Source organism: Klebsiella sp. GG_Kp146, from assembly GCF_040061975.1.
Lineage (GTDB): Bacteria > Pseudomonadota > Gammaproteobacteria > Enterobacterales > Enterobacteriaceae > Klebsiella > Klebsiella quasipneumoniae.
Window position 1 is genome coordinate 122,567 of sequence record NZ_JBEAHA010000005.1, and the last position, 24,241, is coordinate 146,807.

Sequence of the window (24,241 nt, forward strand, 5' to 3'; positions counted from 1 at the left end):
ACACGCGCTACGCTCGCCGGGCTACTGAGTCGCTCCGGCAAGCCTGGCGCGACCGGAGGACGTTCACCGATAACGGCGAGCTAGAGAAAGGGCTAACTAAACCAGGTGCCGCGTCGCCAGTGGCGGCGCCAGATCAGCGCCAGCGACAGGCCTCGCAGCGCGAGAAACACCGCCAGCGCCAGCCACAGGCCGTGATTGCCGAGCGCCGGGACCGTAAGCAGCGTCACGGCGAAGCCGGCCGCAGCGACCGCCATACTGTTCCGCATCTCCGCGCCGCGCGTCGCACCGATAAACATGCCGTCCAGCAGATAGCACCAGACCCCGACCACCGGCAGGATGGTCTGCCAGATCAGATAGCGATCGGCCAGCTGCTGCAGGGAAGGCAGCGAGGTTAACAGCGCGATGATGTACTCCCCCGCCAGGCTGTAAACCAGGGCAAACGCCAGCGCCACCATACCGGACTGCCGGCAGGCCGCCCGCCACACCTCCAGCAGCTGGCTGCCGTCGCGCGCGCCGTAGGCCTGGCCGGAGTGGGCCTCCACGGCATAGGCAAAGCCATCCAGCGCGTAGGCGGTAAAGGTCAGCATGGTCATCAGTACGGCGTTGACCGCCACGATATCGCTGCCCAGACGGGCGCCGTAGACGGTCAGCGCGCCAAAGCACAGCTGCAGCAGCAGGGAGCGCAGCATGATGTCGCGATTCAACGCCAGCAGACGGCGCATGTCGCCACGCCAGGCGTTTTTCAGCATCGCCAGCGGCACGCCGCGCAGCGTCAGCACCCGCTTCGCCATCATCAGGCCGATAATGAGTGTGGCGTACTCCGCAGTGACCGTGGCCAGCGCCGCCCCCTGGACGTTCATCCGCAGGCCCATCACCAGCCACAGGTCGAGCACAATATTCAACAGATTACCGACCACCAGCAAAATCACCGGCGCCCGGGCATACTGGACCCCCAACAGCCAGCCAAGCAGCACAAGGTTGGCCAGCGACGCGGGAGCGCTGAGCCAGCGGATATCGAGAAATCGTCTCGCCTGCTCGAGAACCGCCCCGCTGCCGCCGACGATATGCAGGGCGAGGTTAATCAGCGGCAGGCGAAACAGGATAATCAACACCCCGGCGCCCAGCGCCAGAGCCAGCGGCTGCACCAGCGCCCGCGCCAGTCGCAGCGGATCTTTGGCCCCCCAGGCCTGAGCGGTCAGCCCGGTGGTGCTCATGCGAAGAAACAGCAGCAGCATAAACAGGAAACTGGTGGCCGTCGCTCCGACCGCGACGCCGCCGAGATATACCGGGCTGTCAAGGTGGCCGATCACCGCGGTATCCACCAGCCCCAGCAGCGGGACGGTGATATTGGAGAAAATCATGGGGAGTGCAAGGCGCCACAGCGCTTTATCGGCAGCGTTGAGCAGCATGTTCGGAGACCTGATTGAGGACAAACGTCGCAGCGTCATGCATCAGATGACGCTGCGCGGGGGCAGGCGTTACAGCCATTCTCCATTACGGATCACGCCAACGGCCAGACCCTCAATGGTAAAACTCTGCTGACGCAGATCGACAACGATAGGGGTAAATTCGCTGTTTTCCGGCAACAGTTCGACGACGTTGCCCTGCTTTTTCAGGCGCTTGACCGTCACTTCATCATCAATGCGCGCTACCACCACCTGGCCGTTACGCACATCCTGGGTTTTGTGGACCGCCAGCAGATCACCATCCAGAATACCGATGTCTTTCATCGACATCCCGCTGACGCGCAGCAGAAAATCGGCGTTGGGCTTGAACATCGACGGGTCGACCTGATAGTGGCCTTCAATATGCTGCTGCGCCAGCAGCGGCTCACCGGCGGCGACGCGGCCGATCAGCGGCAGGCCGTGCTCTTCTTCCGTCAGCAGGCGGATACCGCGCGAGGCGCCGGAGACGATCTCGATTGCGCCTTTACGCGCCAGCGCTTTCAGGTGTTCTTCCGCCGCGTTTGGGGAACGGAACCCCAAGCGCTGAGCAATCTCCGCACGCGTCGGCGGCATGCCCGTCTGGCTGATATGATCCCGAATGAGATCAAACACCTCTTGCTGCCTGGTCGTTAACGCTTTCATTCCGCCCCCTGGGTGTATATACAGTTATGCTGTGAGTATATACAGCTAACGGTGATTTTGGAACCACATGGCACACAAAAATCGGCAGATTGTTTATATTTTGCGAGGGTTAGCGAAGAACGTTAGTGATAATGGCTCCACAGCAGCGTTCCCCAGGTGATCAGCGCGATGATAATCGCCAGCAGGACCGCCGCCGACCCCATGTCTTTGGCGCGCCCTGAAAGCTCGTGATAATCCGAGCCAATACGGTCCACGACCGCCTCAATCGCGCTGTTGAGAATTTCGACTATCATCACTAGCAGGACCGAGCCAATCAGCAATACGCGGGTGATGGCGTCGACGTCCAGCCAGCAGGCTATCGCGACGGCCACGATGGCGGCGACACCTTCCTGACGAAACGCGGCCTCGTTGATCCACGCCGCGCGAAATCCTTTCCAGGAGTAACCTGCCGCCTTAATGATTCGGGTTAACCCGGTGGTATTATTGGCCATCACAAAACCTTTTTATGTAAATGACGTCGATGAGTGTACGCGTTTGCCGCGCGGTAACGGAAATTTTGCCCGCTTTCTGTTATTCTTGCCGCGCATTTGCATGATTAACCAGAGGCTTCACATCGTTTATGTCCGGCTGGCAACGAATTTACTATAAATTACTGAATTTACCATTACGGGTGCTGGTAAAAAGCAAGTCTATTCCGGCAGAGCCTGCTCAGGAATTAGGACTCGATACCTCGCGTCCGGTCATGTACGTCCTGCCCTATAACTCCAAGGCGGACCTGCTGACGCTGCGCGCCCAATGTCTGGCGCATGATTTACCTGACCCGCTTGAACCGCTGGAAATCGACGGCGCCCTGCTGCCGCGCTACGTATTCATCCACGGCGGGCCGCGCGTATTCACCTACTACACGCCAAAAGAAGAGTCCATCAAGCTGTTCCACGACTACCTCGATCTGCACCGCAACCATCCGGATCTCGATGTGCAAATGGTGCCGGTGTCGGTGATGTTCGGCCGCTCGCCGGGTCGTGAGAAAGGGGAAGTTAATCCGCCGCTGCGGATGCTTAACGGCATTCAGAAATTTTTCGCCGTCTCCTGGCTCGGCCGAGACAGCTTCGTGCGCTTCTCGCCTTCCGTATCGCTGCGCCGCATGGCGGATGAGCACGGTACCGATAAGATCATCGCCCAGAAACTGGCTCGCGTCGCGCGGATGCATTTTGCCCGCCAGCGCCTGGCCGCCGTCGGCCCGCGTCTGCCGGCCCGCCAGGATCTGTTTAACAAGCTGCTGGCGTCGAAGGCCATTGCCCGGGCGGTGGAAGACGAAGCGCGCAGCAAGAAAATTTCCCACGAGAAGGCCCAGCAGAACGCGATTGCGCTGATGGAAGAGATTGCCGCGAACTTCTCTTACGAGATGATCCGCCTGACCGACCGCATTCTCGGCTTCACCTGGAACCGCCTGTACCAGGGCATCAACGTGCATAACGCCGAGCGCGTACGCCAGCTGGCGCACGACGGCCATGAGATTGTCTATGTCCCCTGCCACCGCAGCCACATGGACTATCTGCTGCTCTCTTACGTCCTGTACCACCAGGGGCTGGTGCCTCCGCATATCGCGGCGGGTATCAACCTTAACTTCTGGCCAGCCGGGCCAATCTTCCGCCGCCTCGGCGCATTCTTTATTCGCCGCACCTTTAAGGGCAATAAGCTCTACTCCACGGTGTTCCGCGAGTACCTTGGCGAACTGTTCAGCCGCGGCTATTCCGTAGAGTATTTCGTCGAAGGCGGCCGCTCCCGTACCGGCCGTCTGCTCGATCCGAAGACCGGTACGCTGTCGATGACTATCCAGGCGATGCTGCGCGGCGGCACCCGGCCGATCACCCTGGTGCCGATTTACATCGGCTACGAGCACGTGATGGAGGTAGGGACCTATGCCAAAGAGCTGCGCGGCGCCACCAAAGAGAAAGAGAGTCTGCCGCAGATGGTGCGCGGCTTAAGCAAGCTGCGCAATCTTGGCCAGGGCTACGTTAACTTCGGCGAACCGCTACCGCTGATGACCTATCTGAACCACCATGTGCCGGAGTGGCGGGAAGCGATTGACCCGATCGAAGCGGTCCGCCCTTCCTGGCTGACGCCGACGGTGAATAACATCGCCGCTGACCTGATGGTACGCATCAACAACGCCGGCGCGGCCAACGCCATGAACCTCTGCTGTACGGCGCTGCTGGCCTCCCGCCAGCGTTCGCTGACCCGTGAGCAGCTCACCCAGCAGCTGGAGTGTTACCTCGCGCTGCTGCGCAATGTGCCCTATTCGCCGGATGCCACCGCGCCGTCCGCTTCGGCCAGCGAACTTATCGACCACGCCCTGCAGATGAACAAGTTCGAAGTCGAGAAAGACACCATTGGCGACATCATCATTCTGCCGCGCGAGCAGGCGGTGCTGATGACCTACTATCGCAACAACATCGCCCATATGCTGGTGATGCCGTCGCTGTTAGCCGCCCTGGTGACTCAGCATCGTCATCTCAGCCGCGCCGAAGTGCTGCGCCATGTGGAAACGCTCTATCCGTTCCTTAAAGCCGAGCTGTTCCTGCGCTGGGAGAAAGCGGAGCTGGCCGGAGTGATGGATGCGCTGATTGCCGAGATGCTGCGTCAGGAGCTGATCGTCATCGATGGCGATATGATGAGCCTCAACCCGTCGCACTCTCGCTCTCTGCAGCTGTTGGCCGCAGGCGCCCGCGAGACGCTGCAGCGCTACGCCATTACCTTCTGGCTGCTGAGCGCTAACCCGTCGATCAACCGCAGCTCGCTGGAGAAAGAGAGCCGTACCGTGGCTCAGCGCCTGTCGGTGCTGCATGGCATCAACGCGCCGGAGTTCTTCGATAAAGCGGTGTTCAGTACCCTGGTGTTGACCCTGCGCGATGAAGGCTATATCAGCGATACGGGCGATGCCGAGCCGGAAGAGACCCTGAAGGTCTATCGGATGCTGGCGGATTTGATTACGTCGGATGTACGTCTGACGATCGAAAGCGTCACGCAGGACGACGCGTAACGCGGCGTTTGCTGTCCTCCTCGCCCCCCGGCAAACCGGGGGGATGGGGACAGGGATTTTACAGGTAGCTCATCGCCAGGCCGAGGAACAGCACCAGCCCGACGTAGTTATTGTTCATAAACGCTTTAAAGCAGTTATCGCGGTCGCGATTGAAGATAAGCTTCTGCTGCCAGCCAAACAGACCCGCCGCCACGAACAGCGACCAGTAGTATTCCCAGCCCAGCCCGTTCAGCCAGCCTACCGCGCCCATCAGCGCCAGCACGGCCACCTGCAGGATACCGATAATCAGACGATCGTTTTCGCCGAACAGGATCGCCGTCGATTTAATGCCGATCTTGACGTCGTCATCGCGATCCACCATCGCATACTGGGTATCGTAGGCCACCGCCCACAGAATATTGGCGAGGAACATCAGCCAGCAGCTCAGCGGCAGCGATTCGCTGACGGCCGAGAAGGCCATTGGAATCGACCAGCCAAAGGCCGCCCCCAGCACCACCTGCGGCAGATGGGTGTAGCGCTTCATAAACGGATAGACCCACGCCAGCGCCAGCGCCGCCACCGACAGCAAAATCGTCATGGTGTTGAGGGTGAGCACCAGCAGGAAGGAGAGCAGCACCAGAACGATAAACAGCGTTCGCGCCTCTTTCTCGGTGACGTCGCCGCTCGGCAGCGGACGGCGGGCGGTACGCTTTACGTGACCATCAAATTTTCGATCGGCATAGTCATTCACCACGCAGCCGGCGGCGCGCATCAGCCAGACGCCGGCGACGAATACCGCCAGGATCCACAGCGGCGGGACGCCCGGCGAGGCCACCCACAGCGCCCACAGCGTCGGCCACAGCAGCAGCAAGGCGCCGATCGGTTTGTCAGTGCGCATCAGGCGATGAAACGCCAACAGCTTATTCTGCGACAGACTCCACTCCATTTTTTCTTCCTCTTAGTACAACGGCGACGCAGGCAAAAACAGCTCGGTCAGCAGCAGGGGTTTGCCGCTCAGCCGCAGACGGGAACGACGCCCCCACAGCGCTGCATCGCGACCAATTTCAATAAAATCGCGGGTTAACGTCGACGACGTGAACAGGTATCGGCCCAGCGGGGTCTGCCCGAGCTGCTGTAGCGCCAGCTCCGGCCCACACAGCGTCGACTCCGGCACCACCGTGCGCCCGGCCAGCCAGGGCTCGCCATCGGCATTGAGTATAATCTCCCGCAGCCAGTAGCGCGGCTCGTCGGGCAACAGAGCCGCTTCGTCAGCCAGCGCCTCACGCCCGATATACCCTTCGTTAACCAGGGTGACGGTGACCTGCTTTCCTTGTTGCTCAAAACGCTGGGTCATTGAGTCCTCCAGCAGCAGCCAGTCACTCAGGGCCGGCGCCAGGGGCGGCATAACGGCAAAATAGCGCAGCGCACGCAGTCGCGTAAGCGCAGGATGGGACATGCCTGATTCTCCGGTACATAACGTGAGAGCATTGTATCGCAGAATAGGCGGTTGGTGGCGGGCAAACGTCAATATACGATCATTCACGCAACAGCCATGCAACAGACCGCCGCGCGTGCAAAAAAAGGTGCATCCCGGAGGATGCACCTAAAGGCTGTGCCTAAACATCAGCATTGTGGGGAGACGATTACCCCTTGCCTTTTACACTGCTGATAAAGGTGGAACGAGCGGATTTCGAGCCGAGGCGCTCAGCTTCGTTCATCAATTTCAGGGCTTTGTCGATGTCACCTTGTTTCACCGCCTGCTTAATACCGTTGTTGAAGTAGGTCTCGGTATCGCTGAGCATCGGTTCGCTTTTGGCGGCCGGCGCCGCAGCGGCTGCGGCGGCTGGCGCAGCTACCGGTGCCGCGGTGTTACCGACGGTGACCGGGCCCGGGCCGGAGGAGCCGAACAGCGGCCCCACCAGCACGCTGGAGGTGCTGTTGGTTTTCACTTTCAGCTTCAGCACGCCATCGGTGGTATGTTTGGCGATCGGATCCGGGATGTCCGGCGCCGCATTGCCTGCGCCTTTGGCATAGGCCTTCGCCGGATCCAGCAGGGTGGTGGTCTGCTGGAGATCTTTTTCAGTGGTAAACACCAGCACATAGAGCTTCTGCTGGCCCAGCGCCGGGGTCAGGCGCATCACTCCGCCCAGGCGATCGGCAGTCATCACGCCCGGCTGCTGATAGGTAAAGTAGTTGCTGGGAAAGAACGCCGCTGGCGTCATGTTCTGGTCGAGAATCAGCACGTTCGGCGCAAAAATCTGTTTATGTTTGTTCAGTTCGCTGTCGAGGGTCAGGGTCAGCTCACCAATATTGGCCGGCACGCTCCAGGCGGCGACCGGTCCGACGATCCCTGGAACATCCAGGCGTTGACCGCCGGTGGTTAAATCTACGCTCTGCGTCTTCGATTGATCGGCAGGCGTCCAGATCAGCTGCTGCAGCGCGCTGGCTGGAATAGACGGCGCGGCGCTGGTGTTCTGCGGTACAAAGTTAACATCGGCAAGGCTCATCCCCGGCACGCATGCCAACATCCCTGCGGATAAACACAGAGCGACGAGAGTTTTCTTCATTTTCATTCTTCTCACCTTGGATAGCATCGGTTTAGCGGTAGCCAGGCAATAGCGCGCTAACCCTGAATAGTCAGGAGGGGCCGATGCCCCTCCCAGGTTACACCCGTCCTGCGGACGGTATTACCACCACACTTCCATCTGGGCACCGAAGGTAACTTCGCTGTCGTCACCGCGGCTGGAGGTGAAAGCGCCGCTTCCGCTGCTGTCTTTCGTCTGCAGACCAGAGGTGTTGCTGTAGCCCCAGTTTTCATCCCACTTCGCGTAGGTTGCGAAGATACGGATAGCCGGACGAGACCAGACGCTGTTGCCTGCCTGCCACTGTTGAGCCAGAGTAATTTTGTACTGGTTGTTGTTTTCGCTGGTACGCTGAGATTTCACGTTGTCGTAACCGATTTCCAGCTGGGTGCTCATGATCGGCGTCCATTTGTACATCGGACGAACACCCACGGTGTACCAGGTGGAGCCGTTTTTGCTGTCCAGATCCACGTCCTGGTACATCGCAACGTACATCAGGCCCCAGTCATCGTTGAAGTCCATCGCGCCGTGATCCAGAACGCGGATCATGCTGCCGTTGTTATCGATGCTGGTTCCCTGAGAGTGGCCGCTGTTCCAGGAGGTCATTGCGTCAGTGGCGTACTGAACCACAAACTTGTTGAAGCCGCCCCAGATGGACTGAGTATGTTCACCGGTCCACATCCAGCCGTCTTTCGACGCGCCGTCTTCCAGGCGATAGTCATCCTGCGGGTTCGCACGGCCGTAATCGACGCCTAACTCCAGCACGCCGCCCGGGTTGGTTTCCAGGCCCGCCAGACGGATGTCAAAGACGTCGTTGGCAGTTTTCGCAGCATATTTCTTGGTGTCATCGCTGGAGAAAGTATAAGAGCCGCCGCTTTCTGAGTTACGGGTAGCGGCCAGAGAGAGCTTACCGAAGCCAAGGTCAACGTTTTCCAGACCTGCACCCGGGCCGGAGATATCCCAGTAGTAGAAGTCGATCATGTGAACGTCATGACGCTGATAGAAGCGTTTACCCGCCCACAGCGTGGAGCCCGGCAGCCAGTCGATCAGGTTTTTACCCTGGATGTTGGCTTCACGGAACGCCGGAGAGGTGCTTTCCCAGTCATCTTCCTGATTCACGGAATAGGCAACGTTAGTATCGAAATAAAAACTCTTATCTCCTTCCTTCCACAGCTCCTGGCCCAGCTTCAGTTCCGCATAGGTTTCACATTCGTTACCAAGACGGTATTTACTTTGAGCGCCGGTCGCTTTGAAGCACTGTTGCTCGCCGCCGCTGCCGGTCCAGCCAATGCCGGAACGCGCGTAGCCATGGAAATCGACAGCCAGCGCCTGAGCAGACATAACGCCTGCCGCGACGGCGACCGCCAGTGGAAGTTTGCGCAGAGTAATCATCATTCTATCTCCTGAGATCATTGCTTTTCTTTGCACGCTTCGCCGGTGTACCGCCAGCCGGGTTCGCGCCTTTTTTAATGGGAAGCCTTACACGCCCGGCTCTTTATGCAGCCGACGACAAGCGGTGCCATCCTCACGGAATAAATGGCAACGTTCTGGCGGCAAACCGATAGCGAATGTGGCTCCCTCTTCTACCAACACCACGTCGTTCTGGCGGTAGACCAGGTTTTGACGGATGGCGGGGATCTGGATATGAATTTGCGTTTCGTGACCTAACTGCTCTACAACCTGAACCTCGCCTTCGAGGGTCACATCGGCGATATCGCTGGGCAGTAAATGCTCCGGGCGGATACCTAAGGACATGTTGGCGCCCACCTGAACATTGGCGCTGTCCACCGGTAGCCAGATTTGCTGACGGTTTGGCAGTTCAACCTGCACCTGATCGATAGCCGTCGCGGTAACTTTGACCGGCAGGAAGTTCATCTTCGGTGAACCGATAAAGCCGGCGACGAAGCGGTCAGCCGGATAGTGATAGAGTTCCAGCGGTTTCCCGACCTGCGCCACACGGCCGGCGTCGAGGACCACGATCTTGTCCGCGAGGGTCATCGCTTCAACCTGATCGTGGGTCACATAGATCATGGTGCGGCCCAGTCGCTTATGCAGACGGGAGATTTCGATACGCATCTGAACGCGCAGGGCGGCATCGAGGTTGGAGAGCGGCTCATCCAGCAGGAAGACGCTCGGCTCAGCCACCAGCGTACGGCCAATCGCCACACGCTGGCGCTGACCGCCGGAGAGGGCTTTCGGTTTACGCTCCAGCAGATGGGCCAGCTGCAGCACTTCCGCCACCTGGGTCACCCGCTGGTTAATCAGATCTTTTTTCGCGCCGGCCAGCTTCAGGCCAAACGACATATTTTCCGCAACGGAAAGGTGGGGATAGAGCGCATAAGACTGGAATACCATCCCAACGCCGCGTTCTGCCGGTGGGATCTCGTTCATGCGGGTGTCACCGATAAACAGGTCCCCGCTGGTAATAGTTTCTAACCCGGCAATCATACGCAGCAGGGTAGATTTGCCGCAGCCCGATGGCCCGACAAACACGACGAATTCCCCTTCGTGGATATCGAGATTGATATCTTTCGATACCACCACGTCACCCCAGGCTTTCGTTACATTTCGCAGCTGTACGCTCGCCATGCCCTTCTCCCTTCGTTACAACCTGTCACTAACAGTCACATTCAAGATGGGTCGACTATGCGGCATTCATTAGCCGGGCAAATCCTCCACCCCCCGGCTTTTTTATGGGGGAGGAGATGGGAGGATGAGAGATTGGCTCTCGCCGCGGGGGATGGCGGGCAGCGGGTGATTTCGTGATGGAGGCGACAAAATTGGGCGCTTTTTTCTGTGCTCCAGGACGCAATACGGCCGTTTTTGCAATGGAGATCACACAACCAGCGGGTGGGGCGTAGACCTGGGGAGGATGGAAAGGGGTTGTTAAAAAAGGAAACTCATCATCGTTAAGCCACCGAAGTGTATCCACGAGTACAACACCAAAAAGGACGGGTATATGAAAATCAAAACTGGCGCTCGCATCCTCGCGCTGTCGGCACTGACCACGATGATGTTTTCCGCCTCTGCCCTCGCGAAAATTGAAGAAGGTAAGCTGGTTATCTGGATTAACGGCGACAAAGGCTACAACGGCCTCGCTGAAGTGGGTAAAAAGTTTGAAAAAGACACCGGCATTAAAGTTTCTGTAGAACACCCGGACAAGCTGGAAGAGAAATTCCCGCAGGTTGCGGCGACCGGCGACGGCCCGGACATCATCTTCTGGGCGCATGACCGTTTCGGCGGCTACGCGCAGTCCGGCCTGCTGGCGGAAATCACCCCGGACAAAGCGTTCCAGGACAAACTCTATCCGTTCACCTGGGATGCCGTTCGCTATAACGGCAAACTGATCGCCTACCCGATCGCGGTGGAAGCGCTGTCCCTGATTTACAACAAAGACCTGGTGCCGAACCCGCCGAAGACCTGGGAAGAGATCCCGGCGCTGGATAAAGAACTGAAAGCGAAAGGTAAGAGCGCGCTGATGTTCAACCTGCAGGAACCGTACTTCACCTGGCCGCTGATCGCTGCCGACGGCGGATACGCGTTCAAGTTTGAAAACGGCAAGTACGATGTGAAAGACGTCGGCGTGGACAGCGCAGGCGCGAAAGCGGGCCTGACCTTCCTGGTTGACCTGATCAAGAACAAGCACATGAATGCCGATACCGATTACTCCATCGCGGAAGCGGCCTTCAACAAAGGTGAAACCGCGATGACCATCAACGGTCCGTGGGCGTGGTCTAACATCGATAAGAGCAAGGTTAACTACGGCGTGACCCTGCTGCCGACCTTTAAAGGCAAACCATCGAAACCGTTCGTTGGCGTGCTGAGCGCGGGGATCAACGCCGCCAGCCCGAACAAAGAGCTGGCGAAAGAGTTCCTCGAAAACTACCTGATGACCGATCAGGGTCTGGAATCTGTTAACAACGACAAACCGCTGGGTGCGGTGGCGCTGAAATCCTTCCAGGAAAAACTGGAAAAAGATCCGCGCATCGCTGCCACCATGGCGAACGCCCAGAAAGGCGAAATTATGCCTAACATCCCGCAGATGTCTGCCTTCTGGTATGCCGTTCGTACCGCGGTTATCAACGCCGCCAGCGGCCGTCAGACTGTCGATGCTGCGCTGAAGGATGCCCAGAGCCGTATCACTAAGTAATGCTGTAGCGTACGTGCCGGATGGCGGCATGAATGCCTTATCCGGCCTACACAATCCGTAGGCCGGATAAGCGCAGCGCCATCAGGCACTGACGCCGACAGATGTTTAACGCTGTAGAGGATGATCCCCATGGATGCCGTTAAAAAGAGACACTGGTGGCAAAGTCCGCAACTCACATGGTCTGTGATTGGCTTACTGTGCCTGCTGGTGGGTTACCTTGTTGTTTTGATGTACGCCCAGGGGGAGTACCTGTTCGCCATCATGACGCTGATTTTAAGCTCAGTTGGCCTGTATATTTTCGCTAATCGCAAGGCCTATGCCTGGCGCTATGTCTATCCCGGCCTCGCCGGCATGGGCCTGTTTGTCCTGTTTCCGCTGATCTGTACTATCGCTATCGCGTTCACCAACTACAGCAGCACCAACCAGCTGACCTTTGAGCGCGCGCAGCAGGTGCTGATGGATCGCTCCTTCCAGGCCGGCAAAGCCTATAACTTCACGCTGATCCCGGCAGGCGACGAGTGGAAGCTGGCCCTGACCGATGGCGAGAGCGGTAAAAACTACCTTTCCGATGCCTTTAAATTCGGCGGCGAGCAGAAGCTGGCGTTAAAAGAAACTGACGCCCTGCCGGAAGGCGAGCGCGCCAACCTGCGCGTCATTACCCAGAACCGCACCGCGCTGAACCAGCTGACCGCCGTACTGCCAGATGACAGCAAAGTGATCATGAGCTCGCTGCGCCAGTTCTCCGGCACCCAACCGCTGTATACGCTTGGCGAAAACGGCGAGCTGACCAACAATCAAACCCACGTCAAATACCGCCCGAACAACGACGTTGGTTTCTACCAGGCAATCAACGCCGACGGTAGCTGGGGCACAGAAAAGCTGAGCCCGGGCTACACCGTGACTATCGGCTGGGATAACTTTACCCGCGTCTTCCACGATGAAGGCATCCAGAAACCGTTCTTCGCCATCTTCGTCTGGACGGTGGTGTTCTCGGTTCTGACCGTGGTGCTGACCGTCGCGGTGGGGATGATCCTCGCCTGCCTGGTGCAGTGGGAAGCGCTGAAAGGCAAAGCGATTTACCGTGTCCTGCTGATTCTGCCGTATGCCGTACCGTCATTTATTTCGATTCTGATTTTCAAAGGCCTGTTCAACCAGAGCTTTGGTGAAATCAACATGATGCTCAGCGCGCTGTTCGGCATTAAACCGGCGTGGTTTAGCGACCCGACCACCGCGCGCACCATGATCATCATCGTCAACACCTGGCTGGGCTACCCGTACATGATGATCCTGTGCATGGGGCTGCTGAAGGCGATTCCGGACGATCTGTACGAAGCGTCGGCAATGGATGGCGCCGGCCCGTTCCAGAACTTCTTTAAAATTACCTTCCCGCTGCTGATTAAGCCGCTGACGCCGCTGATGATCGCCAGCTTCGCCTTTAACTTTAACAACTTCGTCCTGATTCAACTGTTGACCAACGGCGGTCCGGACCGTCTCGGCACCACCACCCCGGCCGGTTATACCGACCTGCTGGTGAGCTACACCTACCGTATCGCCTTTGAAGGCGGCGGCGGTCAGGACTTCGGCCTGGCGGCGGCTATCGCAACGCTTATCTTCCTGCTGGTTGGCGCGTTAGCGATTGTGAACCTGAAAGCCACACGCATGAAGTTTGATTAAGGGAGATAACGATAATGGCTATGGTCCAACCCAAATCGCAGAAGCTACGTTTATTTACCACGCATCTCCTGCTACTGATTTTTATCGCCGCGATTATGTTTCCGCTGCTGATGGTTATCGCTATCTCGCTGCGCGAAGGCAACTTCGCCACCGGCAGCCTGATCCCGGATACCATCTCCTGGGAACACTGGCGTCTGGCGTTAGGCTTCAGCGTCGAACACGCGGATGGCCGCGTCACGCCGCCGCCGTTCCCGGTCCTGCTGTGGCTGTGGAACTCGATTAAGGTCGCCGGGATTACCGCGATCGGCATCGTCGCCCTCTCCACCACCTGCGCCTACGCTTTTGCCCGTATGCGCTTCCCGGGGAAAGCGACCCTGCTGAAAGGGATGCTGATTTTCCAGATGTTCCCGGCGGTGCTGTCGCTGGTTGCCCTGTACGCGTTGTTTGACCGCCTGGGCCAGTACATCCCGTTCGTCGGCCTCAACACCCACGGCGGCGTGATCTTTGCCTACATGGGCGGTATCGCCCTGCACGTCTGGACGATTAAAGGCTACTTCGAAACCATCGATGGCTCGCTGGAAGAAGCGGCGGCGCTGGATGGCGCGACCCCATGGCAGGCGTTCCGTCTCGTGCTGCTGCCGCTGTCGGTGCCGATTCTGGCGGTGGTATTTATTCTGTCGTTCATCGCCGCCATCACCGAAGTGCCGGTCGCCTCGCTGCTGCTGCGCGATGTGAACAGCTATACCCTGGCGGTAGGTATGCAACAGTATCTCAACCCGCAGAACTATCTGTGGGGCGACTTTGCCGCCGCGGCGGTACTCTCCGCCATCCCAATCACGGTAGTGTTCCTGCTGGCGCAGCGCTGGCTGGTGAACGGCCTGACGGCGGGTGGGGTGAAAGGTTAAGTTTTTTTTGTAACACCGGCCCAAATTTCAGATGGGGGCCGACGGTCTAGCCGCAATACACGACCCCAACCGGGTATTGTCGCCGTCGCCCTCAGCTGAAAAAGTAAGGCCAATGCCACTGCTATCCTCAACTGGACCCTACATAAATTCTATTTGTGACTGTTGGTCAGCGGCCCTGGAGGCCGCTTTTTTTTATTCGCGTTTCAGGCGATTGGAGTTACACAGCCAGAGCGTAATCACCAGGATCAGGATCGCGGCGGAGTATATGAGCACCGCCATCGGCGATTCATGATCGATGATGATCAAACGCACAATCGCGGTGATGCCGATATAGACGAAATAGCGCAGCGGGAAGTGGAACCCCGACTGAAAATACTTGACGATCAGCGCGATAAATTCGAAGTAGAGAAAGTAGACCACCAGTCCTTCCACCAGCCGGTACTTACTGGTCGGCTCCGGGGTAAAGAGGACATCGGCCAGATGCAGCGTCTCTTTACCGAGGAAGACGATCAGGATAATCCCCAGGCACAGCAGCCCCAGATTCAAAACCGTTTGCATCGCAGTGGCGATAAAATTCACCAGTGGGCGATAAACCGACGACATATTCACACCTCATAATCAGTCCTTGTTGCGTCCGGTATAGCGCAAAAGTGTGATCCAGATCTACAGTTACCCCTCACCGCGTGGGCTTTACACGTTTGCGCCCTCAGGACAGGATTTCGGCAAAAGAGAAAAATGCCCTCCTTAACGGCGTGTGATCGACATAACTGAATCCCCTTTTTTGTATAAAACTATCCCTGCACAGTCATTGTTAATCAATAACTTAATTTACATACAGGCCTGCATGTTTAGATAAGGCTAAAAATAAAATTTTTCTCCAGACCTTAATAAATAAAGGGTTATTTGAGAAAGTTTTTTTCTGCCGATTCCCTTAGCATATTTCCTCATCATCTTACGTCCAGGAATCATAATAATGTCTGACCAAGCATCCTCACTTTTTATTCGCTGGCTACAGCGAGAAGTCGCACCAGCATTAGGTTGTACGGAACCTGTTGCTATTTCATTTACCACCGCTTACGCCGCGAAACATTTAGCGACACCCTGCGAAAAAATTAGCGGTTTTATTTCTGCCAATCTGTACAAAAACGCCACGGGCGTCACGATTCCCGGCACGACAGTTAATGGCGTCGCGCTGGCCGCCGCCATCGGCGCCTTTGGTGGCGATGCCGATAAGGGATTACAGACCCTGGCAGGCATTACTTCACAGCATGTGGAACAGGCACAAGCGCTGGTGGATGCCGGCCACGTTACTATTGATGTCCAGGATACACCTGACTTTATTCATCTCGATCTCACCCTCAGCGCCGGTGACCAGACCTGTCGCGTCGTGGTAAAAGGCACGCATACCAATGTGGTCGAGTTATATATTAATGGCGAACAGCAGCCATTACACGCCGGGGAAAATAGCGCCACAGCGCAGACTGAACTGCCAACTTTCTCTCTCCAGGAAGCGTATGACTTTATTATCTCCACCCCGGTTGAGAATATTACGTTTATTCTGGAAGCCGCCCGCCTGAATAGCGCACTGGCTGCAGAAGGCAAATCGAAAAAGTATGGGTTGAATATTAACGGAACATTCTCTGAAGCCGTTAAAAATGGTTTGTTAAGTAATGACTTAATGAGCGAGGTCATTATCAACACCGTCGCAGCTTCCGATGCGCGTATGGGCGGAGCCCCGGTGGTCGCCATGTCGAACTTCGGCTCTGGCAACCAGGGGATCGCAGCGACCATGCCGGTAGTTACCGTCGCCGAGCATCTGAATGCCGATGAAGAGACGCTCGCTCGCGCGCTGGCGCTCTCGCATCTGACGGCCATTTCCATCCATTCGCGCTATACCCGCTTGTCCGCACTGTGCGCGGCCTCCACCGCCGCCATGGGCGCCGCCGCCGGTATGGCATGGCTGTTTACCCGCAATATCGAAACCATCAACACCGCCATCATCAATATGATTAGCGATGTTACCGGTATGATTTGCGATGGCGCTTCCAACAGCTGCGCGATGAAGGTCTCCTCGGTGGTTTCCAGCGCCTTTAAATCTGTGTTGATGGCGATGCAAAACCGCTGCGCCAGCGCCAACGACGGCATTGTCTGCGCCGACGTCGAACAGTCGATTAATAACCTGTGCCGCCTCGTAATTAAGCCTATGGCGCAAACCGATAAAGAGATCATTCGCATTATGGTCAGCAAATAAGACCAGCCCTTTTGTACCCTACGCAATAATGATTTATTGCCTGCACCAACAGGTATTTTACGATGAATAAAAAAGTCATATTACGCGGCGCCAGCGCCATTATGCCCCTGTGCATCGGGGACTTTCCTTTCTCGTTCATTGTTGGCGCGTTAAGCGTCAGCGCCGGAATGAGCGTCTGGCAAAGTACCGCGTGGTCGGCGATTGTGATTGCCGGCTCGGCGCAGATGCTGGCACTGAATATGTTAAAAACCGGCGCCACGCTCGGCGTGATTATTTTCACCACATTAATTATTAATCTTCGCCACGTGCTGTATAGCGCCTCTATTTCCGGTACCGTGCGCGAAGCCTCATTCTTTAAAAAATGCTTTATGTCCTATGCGCTCACCGACGAGGTGTATGCCACCACCGTTAAAGAGATGGAAGGAAATAAAAAGGAAAAATATCTGTTTTATGGCTCGGCGATGATCACCTTCTGGGCGATTTGGGTGCTGGCCGATTTTCTTGGCGCGCTGGTCGGCGCCTCGTTTCCCCACATTGAAAAATACGGTCTCGATTTCGCCATGGTCGCCGCCTTTATCGCCATCGTGGTGCCACAAATTAAAAGCCAGGCCTGCACCGTCGCCGCGGTAGTGGCCGCCGTTTCCGGCGTGCTGTTAGTGGTCCTGCCCTACTCGCTGGGTATCGTCGTCGCCTCCGTGCTCGGCGTCCTCGCCGGCCTGTGCGTCGACCTGGCGGAAGAGCGCAAACAGAGGGCAACAACCGAATCCGACATGCCGTTAGTGGAGGCGCTGGAAAATGAGTAATAGCTATTTTATCGCCCTGACGCTGGGCATGGCCGCGGTCACTTTTCTTATTCGTTTCTCGTTTATCGGCCTGGCCGGCAAGATCCAGATGTCTGAGCGGGTGACCAAAACATTGCGCTTCGTGCCGGTCACCGTCCTGCCGGCCATCATCACCATTCAGATCCTGAGCGTGAATTCCAGCATGGAGTTCGACTTAAAAAATCCGAAGGTGATCGCCGCCATTATCTGTACGCTCGCCAGCTTCCGTTTAGGTCTGGTGTGGGTGGTGGTGAGCGGCGTCGGCTCGCTGGTGCTGTTGAATTATTTTCTGTAACTGTTTGAAGGGGTAACCACATGATTATTACTACCGCTGACGCGCCCGCCGCGATTGGTCCGTACGTTCAGGGCGTCAAGCTCGGCGCGATGACCCTTACCTCCGGCCAGCTGCCCATTAATCCGCAGGACGGCACCATGCCCGACGACATTGCCGAACAGGCGCGCCAGTCGCTGGAGAACGTGAAAGCCATCGTCGAAGCCGCCGGCCTCACCGTTGGTCAGATCGTCAAAACCACGGTGTTTGTGAAAGACCTGGCGGATTTTGCCGCCATCAATGCCGCCTACGAGGCCTTCTTTACCGAACATCAGGCGGCCTTTCCGGCGCGCTCCTGCGTGGAAGTGGCCAGGTTACCGAAAGACGCTGGCGTCGAAATCGAAGCGATCGCTTTCGCCCGTTAACCCCCCCGGCTGGAGGAAGAACCTCCAGCCCCTTCCCCACCGATTTTTGTCGTTCCACGTTGTTCATATTACAGGCACTATAGCCGCTGAACGACCCGAGGAACGCAGCATGTTAACTATCCGAAAGGCATTGCCCGAGGACGCGCCACAACTGAGCGCGATGGGTTATGCCAGTTACCAGCACCACTTCGCCCATCTCTGGAGCAATGCCGATGAACTGGCGTTATTTCTTAAGCAAGAATATGCCGAAGATGCGCTACGTCGGAGTCTTACCGATGCCAACCATCATTGGCTCATCGCCGAAGCCGCTTCCCCCGTTGGTTTCGCTAAATATAGCTTTCAGCAGCGAATGGCTGAAGATGGCACGATGGGTACGCTGCTGCATAAGCTCTACCTGATGCCGGGGGAGACTGGCCACCGCTACGGCGAGCAGATTTTTCACGCCGTCGAGACGCGAGCAAAAACGGCCGGCGAACGCTGGCTGTGGCTGGAAGTACTCGCCGCGAATCCCGCCGCGCGCCGTTTTTACGAACGCCAGGGGATGCAGCACATCAGAGACACGACTTTCCATTCCGCCAGCCAGCAAAGCACCTTGCATATTCTGGCCAAACCGCTGTGAGAGGAACTATGCCTGAGCTTCGTGATACCGGCGTACGTAACGTCGTCTGTGGGAAAAATGTCGTTATTTACCAGCCCGCCAACCTGTACGACTGCACGCTGGGTGATAACGTCTTCGTTGGACCGTTCGTTGAGATCCAGGGGAATACCCGCATCGGCGCGGAGAGTAAAATCCAGTCGCATACCTTTATCTGCGAGTACGTCACCATTGGCCGGCGCTGTTTTATCGGTCACGGGGTGATGTTCGCCAACGACCTGTTTCGCGACGGCAAACCAAACGCCGACCGCGCCAGCTGGGGGCGGATTGAGATTGGCGATGACGTGTCGATCGGTAGCGGCGCCACGATTCTGGCCGTCAACATCTGCGACGGCGTGGTGATTGGCGCGGGCAGCGTGGTGACGAAGTCCATCACCGAGAAAGGCGTGTGGGCGGGAAACCCAGCCCGCCTGCTGCGGCGGCTGTAAAAAAATGCCGACCATAAGGTCGGCATTTCGTCTTAACGGCGCAAGCGTTATGCGCGCCAGGCTTTATAACGGTTAATCAGACCGTTAGTGGAGCTGTCGTGGCTGCTGACTTCGCTGCCGTCTTTCAGTTCCGGCAGGATGCGGTTAGCCAGCTGTTTGCCCAGCTCAACGCCCCACTGGTCGAAAGTGAAGATGTTAAGGATCGCGCCCTGGGTGAAGATTTTGTGCTCGTACAGAGCAATCAGCGCCCCGAGGCTGAACGGGGTGATCTCACGCAGCAGAATAGAGTTAGTCGGGCGGTTGCCTTCGAACACTTTGAACGGCACCACGTGCTCCAGGGTCGCCGGATCTTTACCCTGATCGCGATATTCCTGCTCCACCACTTCACGGGATTTACCGAAGGCCAGGGCCTCGGTCTGGGCGAAGAAGTTGGACAGCAGCTTCGGATGATGATCGGAGAGCGGGTTGTGGGTGATAGCCGGGGCGATGAAATCGCACGGTACCATTTTGGTGCCCTGATGGATCAGCTGGTAGAACGCGTGCTGACCGTTGGTGCCCGGCTCGCCCCAGATAATCGGGCCAGTCTGGTAGTCCACGGCGTGGCCGTTACGGTCGACATACTTACCATTGGACTCCATGTTGCCCTGCTGGAAGTAGGCGGCAAAACGGTGCATGTACTGGTCGTACGGCAGAATCGCTTCGGTTTCCGCACCGAAGAAGTTGTTGTACCAGATACCGATCAGCGCCAGCAGCACCGGCAGGTTTTTCTCCGCCGGGGTGGTGGAGAAGTGTTTATCCATCGCATGCGCGCCAGACAGCAGCTCAACGAAGTTGTCGAAGCCCACGGAGAGAATGATGGACAGGCCAATCGCCGACCACAGGGAGTAACGGCCGCCAACCCAGTCCCAGAATTCGAACATGTTGGCGGTGTCGATGCCGAACTCGCCAACCGCTTTCGCGTTGGTGGAGAGCGCCGCGAAGTGTTTAGCCACATGCTTGTCGTCGCCCGCGGTCGCCAGGAACCAGTCGCGTGCGCTGTGGGCGTTGGTCATGGTCTCCTGAGTGGTGAAGGTTTTGGACGCGACCAGGAACAGGGTGGTTTCCGGGTTGACGTTCTTCAGCACTTCGGCGATGTGGGTGCCATCGACGTTGGAGACAAAGTGCATGTTGAGGTGATTTTTATACGGACGCAGCGCTTCGGTGACCATGAACGGACCGAGGTCGGAGCCACCGATACCAATGTTGACCACGTCGGTGATCGGTTTGCCGGTGTAGCCTTTCCAGCTGCCGGAGATAATCGCTTCAGAGAAGGCTTTCATCTTCTCCAGCACAGCGTTCACTTCCGGCATCACATCTTTGCCATCAACCACAATCGGCGTATTGCTGCGGTTGCGCAGCGCGACGTGGAGTACCGCACGATCTTCGGTGCGGTTGATCTTTTCACCGGAGAACATCGACTTGATGGCGCCTGCGAGATCGGTCTCTTTCGCCAGATCCTGCAGTTTAGCCAGCGTCTCTTCGGTGATGCGGTTTTTGGAGAAGTCCACCAGCATCAGATCGTCGAACGTCGCGGAAAACTTAGAAAAACGGTCGCTATCTTTGGCGAACAGCTCGCTGATAGTGACATCTTTCATTTCGTCGAAGTGTTTCTGTAATGCCTGCCAGGCAGAGGTCTGCGTTGGGTTGATGTTTTTCATTAGCAATACTCTTCTGATTTGAGATTGTGACTTCGGTCGATTGTAGCGCCGGTGACGGAAAATTGTGATGATTTTTGTGACTTGTCCCTGACGCCGGTCAGGAATCAGGTCAAAACGGAGTAAAAAGCCCCATTAGTATAGCTATCATAAGGCTTTTTTCTGTTAGCCGCAGGGGCATGAAAAATCCGCATAACCGCAGCGTTGACATAGCTGGCGTTAAGCCTTTATATATCCGCAGTGCTTACGTATTGTAAGTATCTATTGCTCGCGCATTTCACGCTACAGCGAAAGGGTATTCGCGGGGGATATAATGTCCTTATTCCCCCGGCCAGGTGAAAGACGTCGGTAATTGCCAGAAGAGGTGCGTTGCCCAGGTAACCGTATTGGAGGAACCAGTCCGGCGAAAATACGTGAGGGGGAGCAACGCCGAGGTGAAAGAGCGTCTGGTTACGCTCCTCACCGGCCACAGGGGCTGAATCCCCTGGGTTGTCACCAGAAACGTTCGCAGTCGGGCGTTTCATACCCGAACACTTCAGCGCCCAGAGCGGTGAGTCGGGTCTACAAGGTGGAGCACTTCTGGGTGACATCGTAGTTGTTTATCATTCTGCGCCACCCTGTTTATCGCTCTTCCCTTGTGCCATGGCTGAATAATTTGGCCTGGCTTATTAAGACATTTTGTTGCGATCCGGCGGCATCCAGCCCCTGTCAGGATCGGTGTTCAGGAATCGTTTTAATAAGTCAGGCCCCCTGACACGAGGTTGTTATGACAGATTTAGTCGTCGCCAAATTTGGCGGCACCAGCGTTGCTGATTTTGACGCGATGAACCGCAGCATTGATGTGGCGCTGCTTGATGCCAATACCCGTATTGTTGTGCTCTCCGCCTCTGCCGGCGTGACCAACATTCTGGTGGCCTTAGCGGAAGGGCTGGAACCCACCGAACGTTTTTCCCAGCTGGACGCTCTGCGCCAGATCCAGTTCAATATTCTGGAGCGTTTGCGCTATCCGAACGTGATCCGCGAAGAGATTGAGCGCCTGCTGGAAAATATCACCACGCTGGCGGAAGCAGCCGCGCTCGCCTCCTCTAGCGCGCTGACTGACGAACTGGTCAGCCATGGCGAACTGATGTCCACCCTGCTGTTTGTGGAGATTCTGCGTGAACGCGGAATTCAGGCGCAATGGTTTGACGCCCGTAAAGTGCTGCGCACTAACGATCGCTTTGGCCGCGCCGAACCGGATATCGCCGCTGTCGCCGAACTGACCCAGCAGCAGCTGACGCCGCGTCTGGCGGAAGGCCTGGTGGTGACGCAGGGCTTTATCGGCAGCGAAGCGAAGGGCCGCACCACCACCCTCGGCCGCGGCGGCAGCGATTATACCGCCGCTCTGCTCGGCGAAGCGCTGAATGCCACCCGCGTCGATATCTGGACCGATGTGCCCGGGATCTATACGACCGACCCGCGCGTCGCGCCAGCGGCGAAACGCATCGACGTCATCGCCTTTGAAGAGGCGGCGGAAATGGCCACCTTTGGCGCCAAAGTGCTGCACCCGGCGACCCTGCTGCCTGCCGTGCGCAGCGATATCCCGGTATTTGTCGGCTCCAGTAAAGAACCTAAAGCGGGCGGTACGCTGGTGTGTAAAACCACCGAGAACCCGCCGCTGTTCCGCGCGCTGGCGCTGCGTCGCCGCCAGACGCTGCTGACGCTGCACAGCCTGAATATGCTGCACTCCCGCGGCTTCCTCGCCGAAGTGTTCGGTATTCTGGCGCGCCATAACATCTCCGTCGATTTGATCACCACCTCCGAAGTGAGCGTGGCCCTGACCATGGACACCACTGGCTCAACCTCTGCGGGCGATACCCTGCTGACCCAGGCGCTGCTGACCGAGCTCTCCTCGCTGTGTCGCGTGGAAGTGGAAGAAGACCTGGCGCTGGTTGCCCTGATCGGCAACGAGCTGTCGAAAGCCTGCGGCGTCGGCAAAGAGGTGTTTGGCGTCCTTGATCCGTTTAACATCCGCATGATCTGCTATGGCGCGTCCAGCCACAACCTCTGCTTCCTGGTGCCTGGGGCCGATGCGGAGAAGGTGGTGCAGACGTTGCATCATAATTTGTTTGAATAAAATTCCTTAGCACGATAAACAATACCTATAGCCGGGCTCGAACCCGGCTTTTTTATAACAACATCAACACAACCAGCTGACCTGCTCGCCGCCCTACCGGGACGGCGCGGCCGGTTTGCGTATCGCAAGGAACACAACATGCTCGCAACTCTGACGCGGCTGTTCCCGTTATGGGCACTGCTGCTCTCCGTTCTGGCCTATTACACCCCCACCACCTTCACCCCGATCGGCCCGTGGGTTACCACCCTGCTGATGCTGATTATGTTCGGTATGGGGGTTCATCTGAAGCTGGCGGATTTCAAACGCGTCCTGTCGCGTCCGGCGCCGGTCGCCGCAGGGATATTTCTGCACTATCTGGTGATGCCGCTCGCCGCCTGGCTGCTGGCGCTGCTGTTTCATATGCCGCCGGAGCTCTCCGCCGGGATGGTGCTGGTGGGCAGCGTCGCCAGCGGGACGGCCTCCAACGTGATGATCTTTCTGGCCAAAGGGGATGTGGCCCTGTCAGTGACTATCTCCTCGGTCTCCACCCTGGTCGGCGTCATCGCGACGCCGCTGCTGACCCGTCTGTACGTCGACGCGCACATTCAGGTCGACGTCATGGGGATGTTGCTGAGCATTCTGCAGATTGTGGTCATCCCCATCGCCCTGGGGCTGATTGTCCATCATCTGCTGCCGAAGGTGGTGAAAGCGGTGGAACCGTTCCTCCCCGCTTTCTCGATGGTGTGCATTCTGGCGATCATCAGCGCGGTGGTGGCGGGTTCCGCGGCCCATATCGCGTCCGTTGGCCTGGTGGTGATTATCGCGGTGATCCTGCATAACACCATTGGCCTGCTCGGCGGCTACTGGGGCGGACGTCTGTTTGGTTTTGATGAATCCACCTGCCGTACGCTGGCGATCGAGGTAGGGATGCAGAACTCCGGCCTGGCGGCCGCGCTGGGTAAAATTTACTTCGGCCCGCTGGCGGCGCTGCCGGGAGCCCTGTTCTCCGTCTGGCATAACCTGTCCGGTTCGCTGCTGGCCGGATACTGGTCAGGGAAGCCCATCGCCAAAAAAGCCAGCAAGCGCTGAGCGTGACACGTCCGGGCGCCGGCCCGGACGTTAGCCTGCTTTAGTTGCCATACAGGCTATCAGTAAAATATTCATTGCCGTACACTGGGTGC

22 protein-coding genes and 1 riboswitch are annotated in these 24,241 nt (G+C 57.4%); of the genes, 12 read left to right on the top strand and 10 right to left on the bottom strand.

All coding sequences use genetic code 11. The features are described from left to right. Nucleotides 1-92: 92 nt before the first annotated feature. From dinF to ABLU95_RS07910, 3 genes are all read right to left on the bottom strand, one after another. Entirely contained in the window at nt 93-1,409 is a 1,317-nt protein-coding gene (dinF, locus tag ABLU95_RS07900; RefSeq protein ID WP_348879194.1) for an MATE family efflux transporter DinF, read from the bottom strand. A 69-nt stretch (nt 1,410-1,478) separates the two neighbouring features. Further along, nucleotides 1,479-2,087 carry a transcriptional repressor LexA gene (gene lexA, locus ABLU95_RS07905; RefSeq protein ID WP_004206291.1) on the bottom strand — a complete coding sequence of 203 codons (609 nt, stop codon included), beginning with the start codon at nt 2,085-2,087 and terminating at the stop codon, nt 1,479-1,481. Between the two features lie 122 nt (nt 2,088-2,209). After that, nucleotides 2,210-2,578, bottom strand: a complete 369-nt coding sequence (locus ABLU95_RS07910; protein WP_004206290.1) for a diacylglycerol kinase — start codon at nt 2,576-2,578, stop codon at nt 2,210-2,212. Between the two features lie 128 nt (nt 2,579-2,706). On the opposite strand from ABLU95_RS07910, the gene plsB reads away from it, so the two are divergent. Next, nucleotides 2,707-5,130 carry a glycerol-3-phosphate 1-O-acyltransferase PlsB gene (gene plsB, locus ABLU95_RS07915; protein ID WP_289553831.1) on the top strand — a complete coding sequence of 808 codons (2,424 nt, stop codon included), beginning with the start codon at nt 2,707-2,709 and terminating at the stop codon, nt 5,128-5,130. 58 nt (nt 5,131-5,188) lie between these two features. Here plsB and ubiA read toward each other — a convergent pair whose 3' ends face one another. The 5 genes from ubiA to malK form a co-directional block, all read right to left on the bottom strand. After that, the gene (gene ubiA / locus ABLU95_RS07920) at nt 5,189-6,055 is read right to left on the bottom strand and encodes a 4-hydroxybenzoate octaprenyltransferase (protein WP_002884808.1); all 867 of its coding nucleotides are present in this window, start codon (nt 6,053-6,055) and stop codon (nt 5,189-5,191) included. Nucleotides 6,056-6,067: 12 nt separating this feature from the next. Next, a complete protein-coding gene (ubiC, locus tag ABLU95_RS07925) occupies nt 6,068-6,565 on the bottom strand; it encodes a chorismate lyase (RefSeq protein WP_348879196.1) in 498 nt (165 codons plus the stop codon). Nucleotides 6,566-6,752: 187 nt separating this feature from the next. Further along, entirely contained in the window at nt 6,753-7,682 is a 930-nt protein-coding gene (gene malM / locus ABLU95_RS07930) for a maltose operon protein MalM (RefSeq protein WP_008807310.1), read from the bottom strand. Between the two features lie 114 nt (nt 7,683-7,796). Then, nucleotides 7,797-9,086: a maltoporin gene (locus ABLU95_RS07935; protein ID WP_002884747.1), complete on the bottom strand. Its 1,290-nt coding sequence runs from the start codon at nt 9,084-9,086 to the stop codon at nt 7,797-7,799. A gap of 84 nt (nt 9,087-9,170) precedes the next feature. After that, nucleotides 9,171-10,280: a maltose/maltodextrin ABC transporter ATP-binding protein MalK gene (malK, locus tag ABLU95_RS07940; RefSeq protein WP_025713802.1), complete on the bottom strand. Its 1,110-nt coding sequence runs from the start codon at nt 10,278-10,280 to the stop codon at nt 9,171-9,173. A gap of 370 nt (nt 10,281-10,650) precedes the next feature. On the opposite strand from malK, the gene malE reads away from it, so the two are divergent. The 3 genes from malE to malG all read left to right on the top strand — a co-directional run bounded on the left by malE (nt 10,651) and on the right by malG (nt 14,420). Further along, nucleotides 10,651-11,841 carry a maltose/maltodextrin ABC transporter substrate-binding protein MalE gene (gene malE / locus ABLU95_RS07945; RefSeq protein WP_004206285.1) on the top strand — a complete coding sequence of 397 codons (1,191 nt, stop codon included), beginning with the start codon at nt 10,651-10,653 and terminating at the stop codon, nt 11,839-11,841. Nucleotides 11,842-11,970: 129 nt separating this feature from the next. Beyond that, entirely contained in the window at nt 11,971-13,515 is a 1,545-nt protein-coding gene (gene malF / locus ABLU95_RS07950; RefSeq protein WP_023291623.1) for a maltose ABC transporter permease MalF, read from the top strand. 14 nt (nt 13,516-13,529) lie between these two features. Next, entirely contained in the window at nt 13,530-14,420 is an 891-nt protein-coding gene (gene malG, locus ABLU95_RS07955) for a maltose ABC transporter permease MalG (protein ID WP_002884725.1), read from the top strand. Nucleotides 14,421-14,612: 192 nt separating this feature from the next. On the opposite strand, the gene psiE is transcribed toward malG, so the two are convergent. After that, a complete protein-coding gene (gene psiE / locus ABLU95_RS07960; protein WP_004206282.1) occupies nt 14,613-15,023 on the bottom strand; it encodes a phosphate-starvation-inducible protein PsiE in 411 nt (136 codons plus the stop codon). A 370-nt stretch (nt 15,024-15,393) separates the two neighbouring features. Between psiE and ABLU95_RS07965 the strand changes: the two genes are divergently transcribed. The 6 genes from ABLU95_RS07965 to ABLU95_RS07990 all read left to right on the top strand — a co-directional run bounded on the left by ABLU95_RS07965 (nt 15,394) and on the right by ABLU95_RS07990 (nt 19,271). Beyond that, complete coding sequence (locus ABLU95_RS07965; protein WP_023291622.1) at nt 15,394-16,671, top strand: L-serine ammonia-lyase, iron-sulfur-dependent, subunit alpha; 1,278 nt, start codon at nt 15,394-15,396, stop codon at nt 16,669-16,671. Nucleotides 16,672-16,733: 62 nt separating this feature from the next. After that, complete coding sequence (locus ABLU95_RS07970) at nt 16,734-17,474, top strand: AzlC family ABC transporter permease (RefSeq protein ID WP_004206277.1); 741 nt, start codon at nt 16,734-16,736, stop codon at nt 17,472-17,474. After that, nucleotides 17,467-17,787, top strand: a complete 321-nt coding sequence (locus ABLU95_RS07975; protein WP_004206276.1) for an AzlD domain-containing protein — start codon at nt 17,467-17,469, stop codon at nt 17,785-17,787. The genes ABLU95_RS07970 and ABLU95_RS07975 overlap by 8 nt, the downstream gene beginning before the upstream one ends. 20 nt (nt 17,788-17,807) lie before the next feature. Beyond that, the gene (locus tag ABLU95_RS07980; protein WP_277476058.1) at nt 17,808-18,188 is read left to right on the top strand and encodes a RidA family protein; all 381 of its coding nucleotides are present in this window, start codon (nt 17,808-17,810) and stop codon (nt 18,186-18,188) included. A 109-nt stretch (nt 18,189-18,297) separates the two neighbouring features. Further along, nucleotides 18,298-18,807 carry a GNAT family N-acetyltransferase gene (locus ABLU95_RS07985; protein WP_348879197.1) on the top strand — a complete coding sequence of 170 codons (510 nt, stop codon included), beginning with the start codon at nt 18,298-18,300 and terminating at the stop codon, nt 18,805-18,807. Nucleotides 18,808-18,815: 8 nt separating this feature from the next. Next, the gene (locus tag ABLU95_RS07990; RefSeq protein ID WP_023291618.1) at nt 18,816-19,271 is read left to right on the top strand and encodes an acyltransferase; all 456 of its coding nucleotides are present in this window, start codon (nt 18,816-18,818) and stop codon (nt 19,269-19,271) included. Between the two features lie 47 nt (nt 19,272-19,318). Here the strand turns inward: ABLU95_RS07990 and pgi are convergent, their stop codons facing one another. Next, nucleotides 19,319-20,968 (bottom strand): glucose-6-phosphate isomerase, encoded by a 1,650-nt coding sequence (gene pgi, locus ABLU95_RS07995; RefSeq protein WP_023291617.1) that lies wholly within the window; start codon nt 20,966-20,968, stop codon nt 19,319-19,321. A 348-nt stretch (nt 20,969-21,316) separates the two neighbouring features. Then, nucleotides 21,317-21,552, top strand: a riboswitch (Lysine riboswitch). Nucleotides 21,553-21,731: 179 nt separating this feature from the next. Here pgi and lysC point away from each other — a divergent pair. Together lysC and panS are read left to right on the top strand one after the other, a co-directional pair. After that, nucleotides 21,732-23,081 (top strand): lysine-sensitive aspartokinase 3, encoded by a 1,350-nt coding sequence (gene lysC, locus ABLU95_RS08000; RefSeq protein ID WP_017900129.1) that lies wholly within the window; start codon nt 21,732-21,734, stop codon nt 23,079-23,081. A 138-nt stretch (nt 23,082-23,219) separates the two neighbouring features. Beyond that, nucleotides 23,220-24,149: a ketopantoate/pantoate/pantothenate transporter PanS gene (gene panS / locus ABLU95_RS08005; RefSeq protein ID WP_017900130.1), complete on the top strand. Its 930-nt coding sequence runs from the start codon at nt 23,220-23,222 to the stop codon at nt 24,147-24,149. Nucleotides 24,150-24,241 lie beyond the last annotated feature (92 nt).

Bases quoted from the DNA above. Each gene is read 5' to 3' on its own strand.
- dinF (WP_348879194.1), bottom strand. From the start codon at position 1,409: ATGCTGCTCAACGCTGCCGATAAAGCGCTGTGGCGCCTTGCACTCCCC.
- lexA (WP_004206291.1), bottom strand. From the start codon at position 2,087: ATGAAAGCGTTAACGACCAGGCAGCAAGAGGTGTTTGATCTCATTCGG.
- ABLU95_RS07910 (WP_004206290.1), bottom strand. From the start codon at position 2,578: ATGGCCAATAATACCACCGGGTTAACCCGAATCATTAAGGCGGCAGGT.
- plsB (WP_289553831.1), top strand. From the start codon at position 2,707: ATGTCCGGCTGGCAACGAATTTACTATAAATTACTGAATTTACCATTA.
- ubiA (WP_002884808.1), bottom strand. From the start codon at position 6,055: ATGGAGTGGAGTCTGTCGCAGAATAAGCTGTTGGCGTTTCATCGCCTG.
- ubiC (WP_348879196.1), bottom strand. From the start codon at position 6,565: ATGTCCCATCCTGCGCTTACGCGACTGCGTGCGCTGCGCTATTTTGCC.
- malM (WP_008807310.1), bottom strand. From the start codon at position 7,682: ATGAAAATGAAGAAAACTCTCGTCGCTCTGTGTTTATCCGCAGGGATG.
- ABLU95_RS07935 (WP_002884747.1), bottom strand. From the start codon at position 9,086: ATGATGATTACTCTGCGCAAACTTCCACTGGCGGTCGCCGTCGCGGCA.
- malK (WP_025713802.1), bottom strand. From the start codon at position 10,280: ATGGCGAGCGTACAGCTGCGAAATGTAACGAAAGCCTGGGGTGACGTG.
- malE (WP_004206285.1), top strand. From the start codon at position 10,651: ATGAAAATCAAAACTGGCGCTCGCATCCTCGCGCTGTCGGCACTGACC.
- malF (WP_023291623.1), top strand. From the start codon at position 11,971: ATGGATGCCGTTAAAAAGAGACACTGGTGGCAAAGTCCGCAACTCACA.
- malG (WP_002884725.1), top strand. From the start codon at position 13,530: ATGGCTATGGTCCAACCCAAATCGCAGAAGCTACGTTTATTTACCACG.
- psiE (WP_004206282.1), bottom strand. From the start codon at position 15,023: ATGTCGTCGGTTTATCGCCCACTGGTGAATTTTATCGCCACTGCGATG.
- ABLU95_RS07965 (WP_023291622.1), top strand. From the start codon at position 15,394: ATGTCTGACCAAGCATCCTCACTTTTTATTCGCTGGCTACAGCGAGAA.
- ABLU95_RS07970 (WP_004206277.1), top strand. From the start codon at position 16,734: ATGAATAAAAAAGTCATATTACGCGGCGCCAGCGCCATTATGCCCCTG.
- ABLU95_RS07975 (WP_004206276.1), top strand. From the start codon at position 17,467: ATGAGTAATAGCTATTTTATCGCCCTGACGCTGGGCATGGCCGCGGTC.
- ABLU95_RS07980 (WP_277476058.1), top strand. From the start codon at position 17,808: ATGATTATTACTACCGCTGACGCGCCCGCCGCGATTGGTCCGTACGTT.
- ABLU95_RS07985 (WP_348879197.1), top strand. From the start codon at position 18,298: ATGTTAACTATCCGAAAGGCATTGCCCGAGGACGCGCCACAACTGAGC.
- ABLU95_RS07990 (WP_023291618.1), top strand. From the start codon at position 18,816: ATGCCTGAGCTTCGTGATACCGGCGTACGTAACGTCGTCTGTGGGAAA.
- pgi (WP_023291617.1), bottom strand. From the start codon at position 20,968: ATGAAAAACATCAACCCAACGCAGACCTCTGCCTGGCAGGCATTACAG.
- lysC (WP_017900129.1), top strand. From the start codon at position 21,732: ATGACAGATTTAGTCGTCGCCAAATTTGGCGGCACCAGCGTTGCTGAT.
- panS (WP_017900130.1), top strand. From the start codon at position 23,220: ATGCTCGCAACTCTGACGCGGCTGTTCCCGTTATGGGCACTGCTGCTC.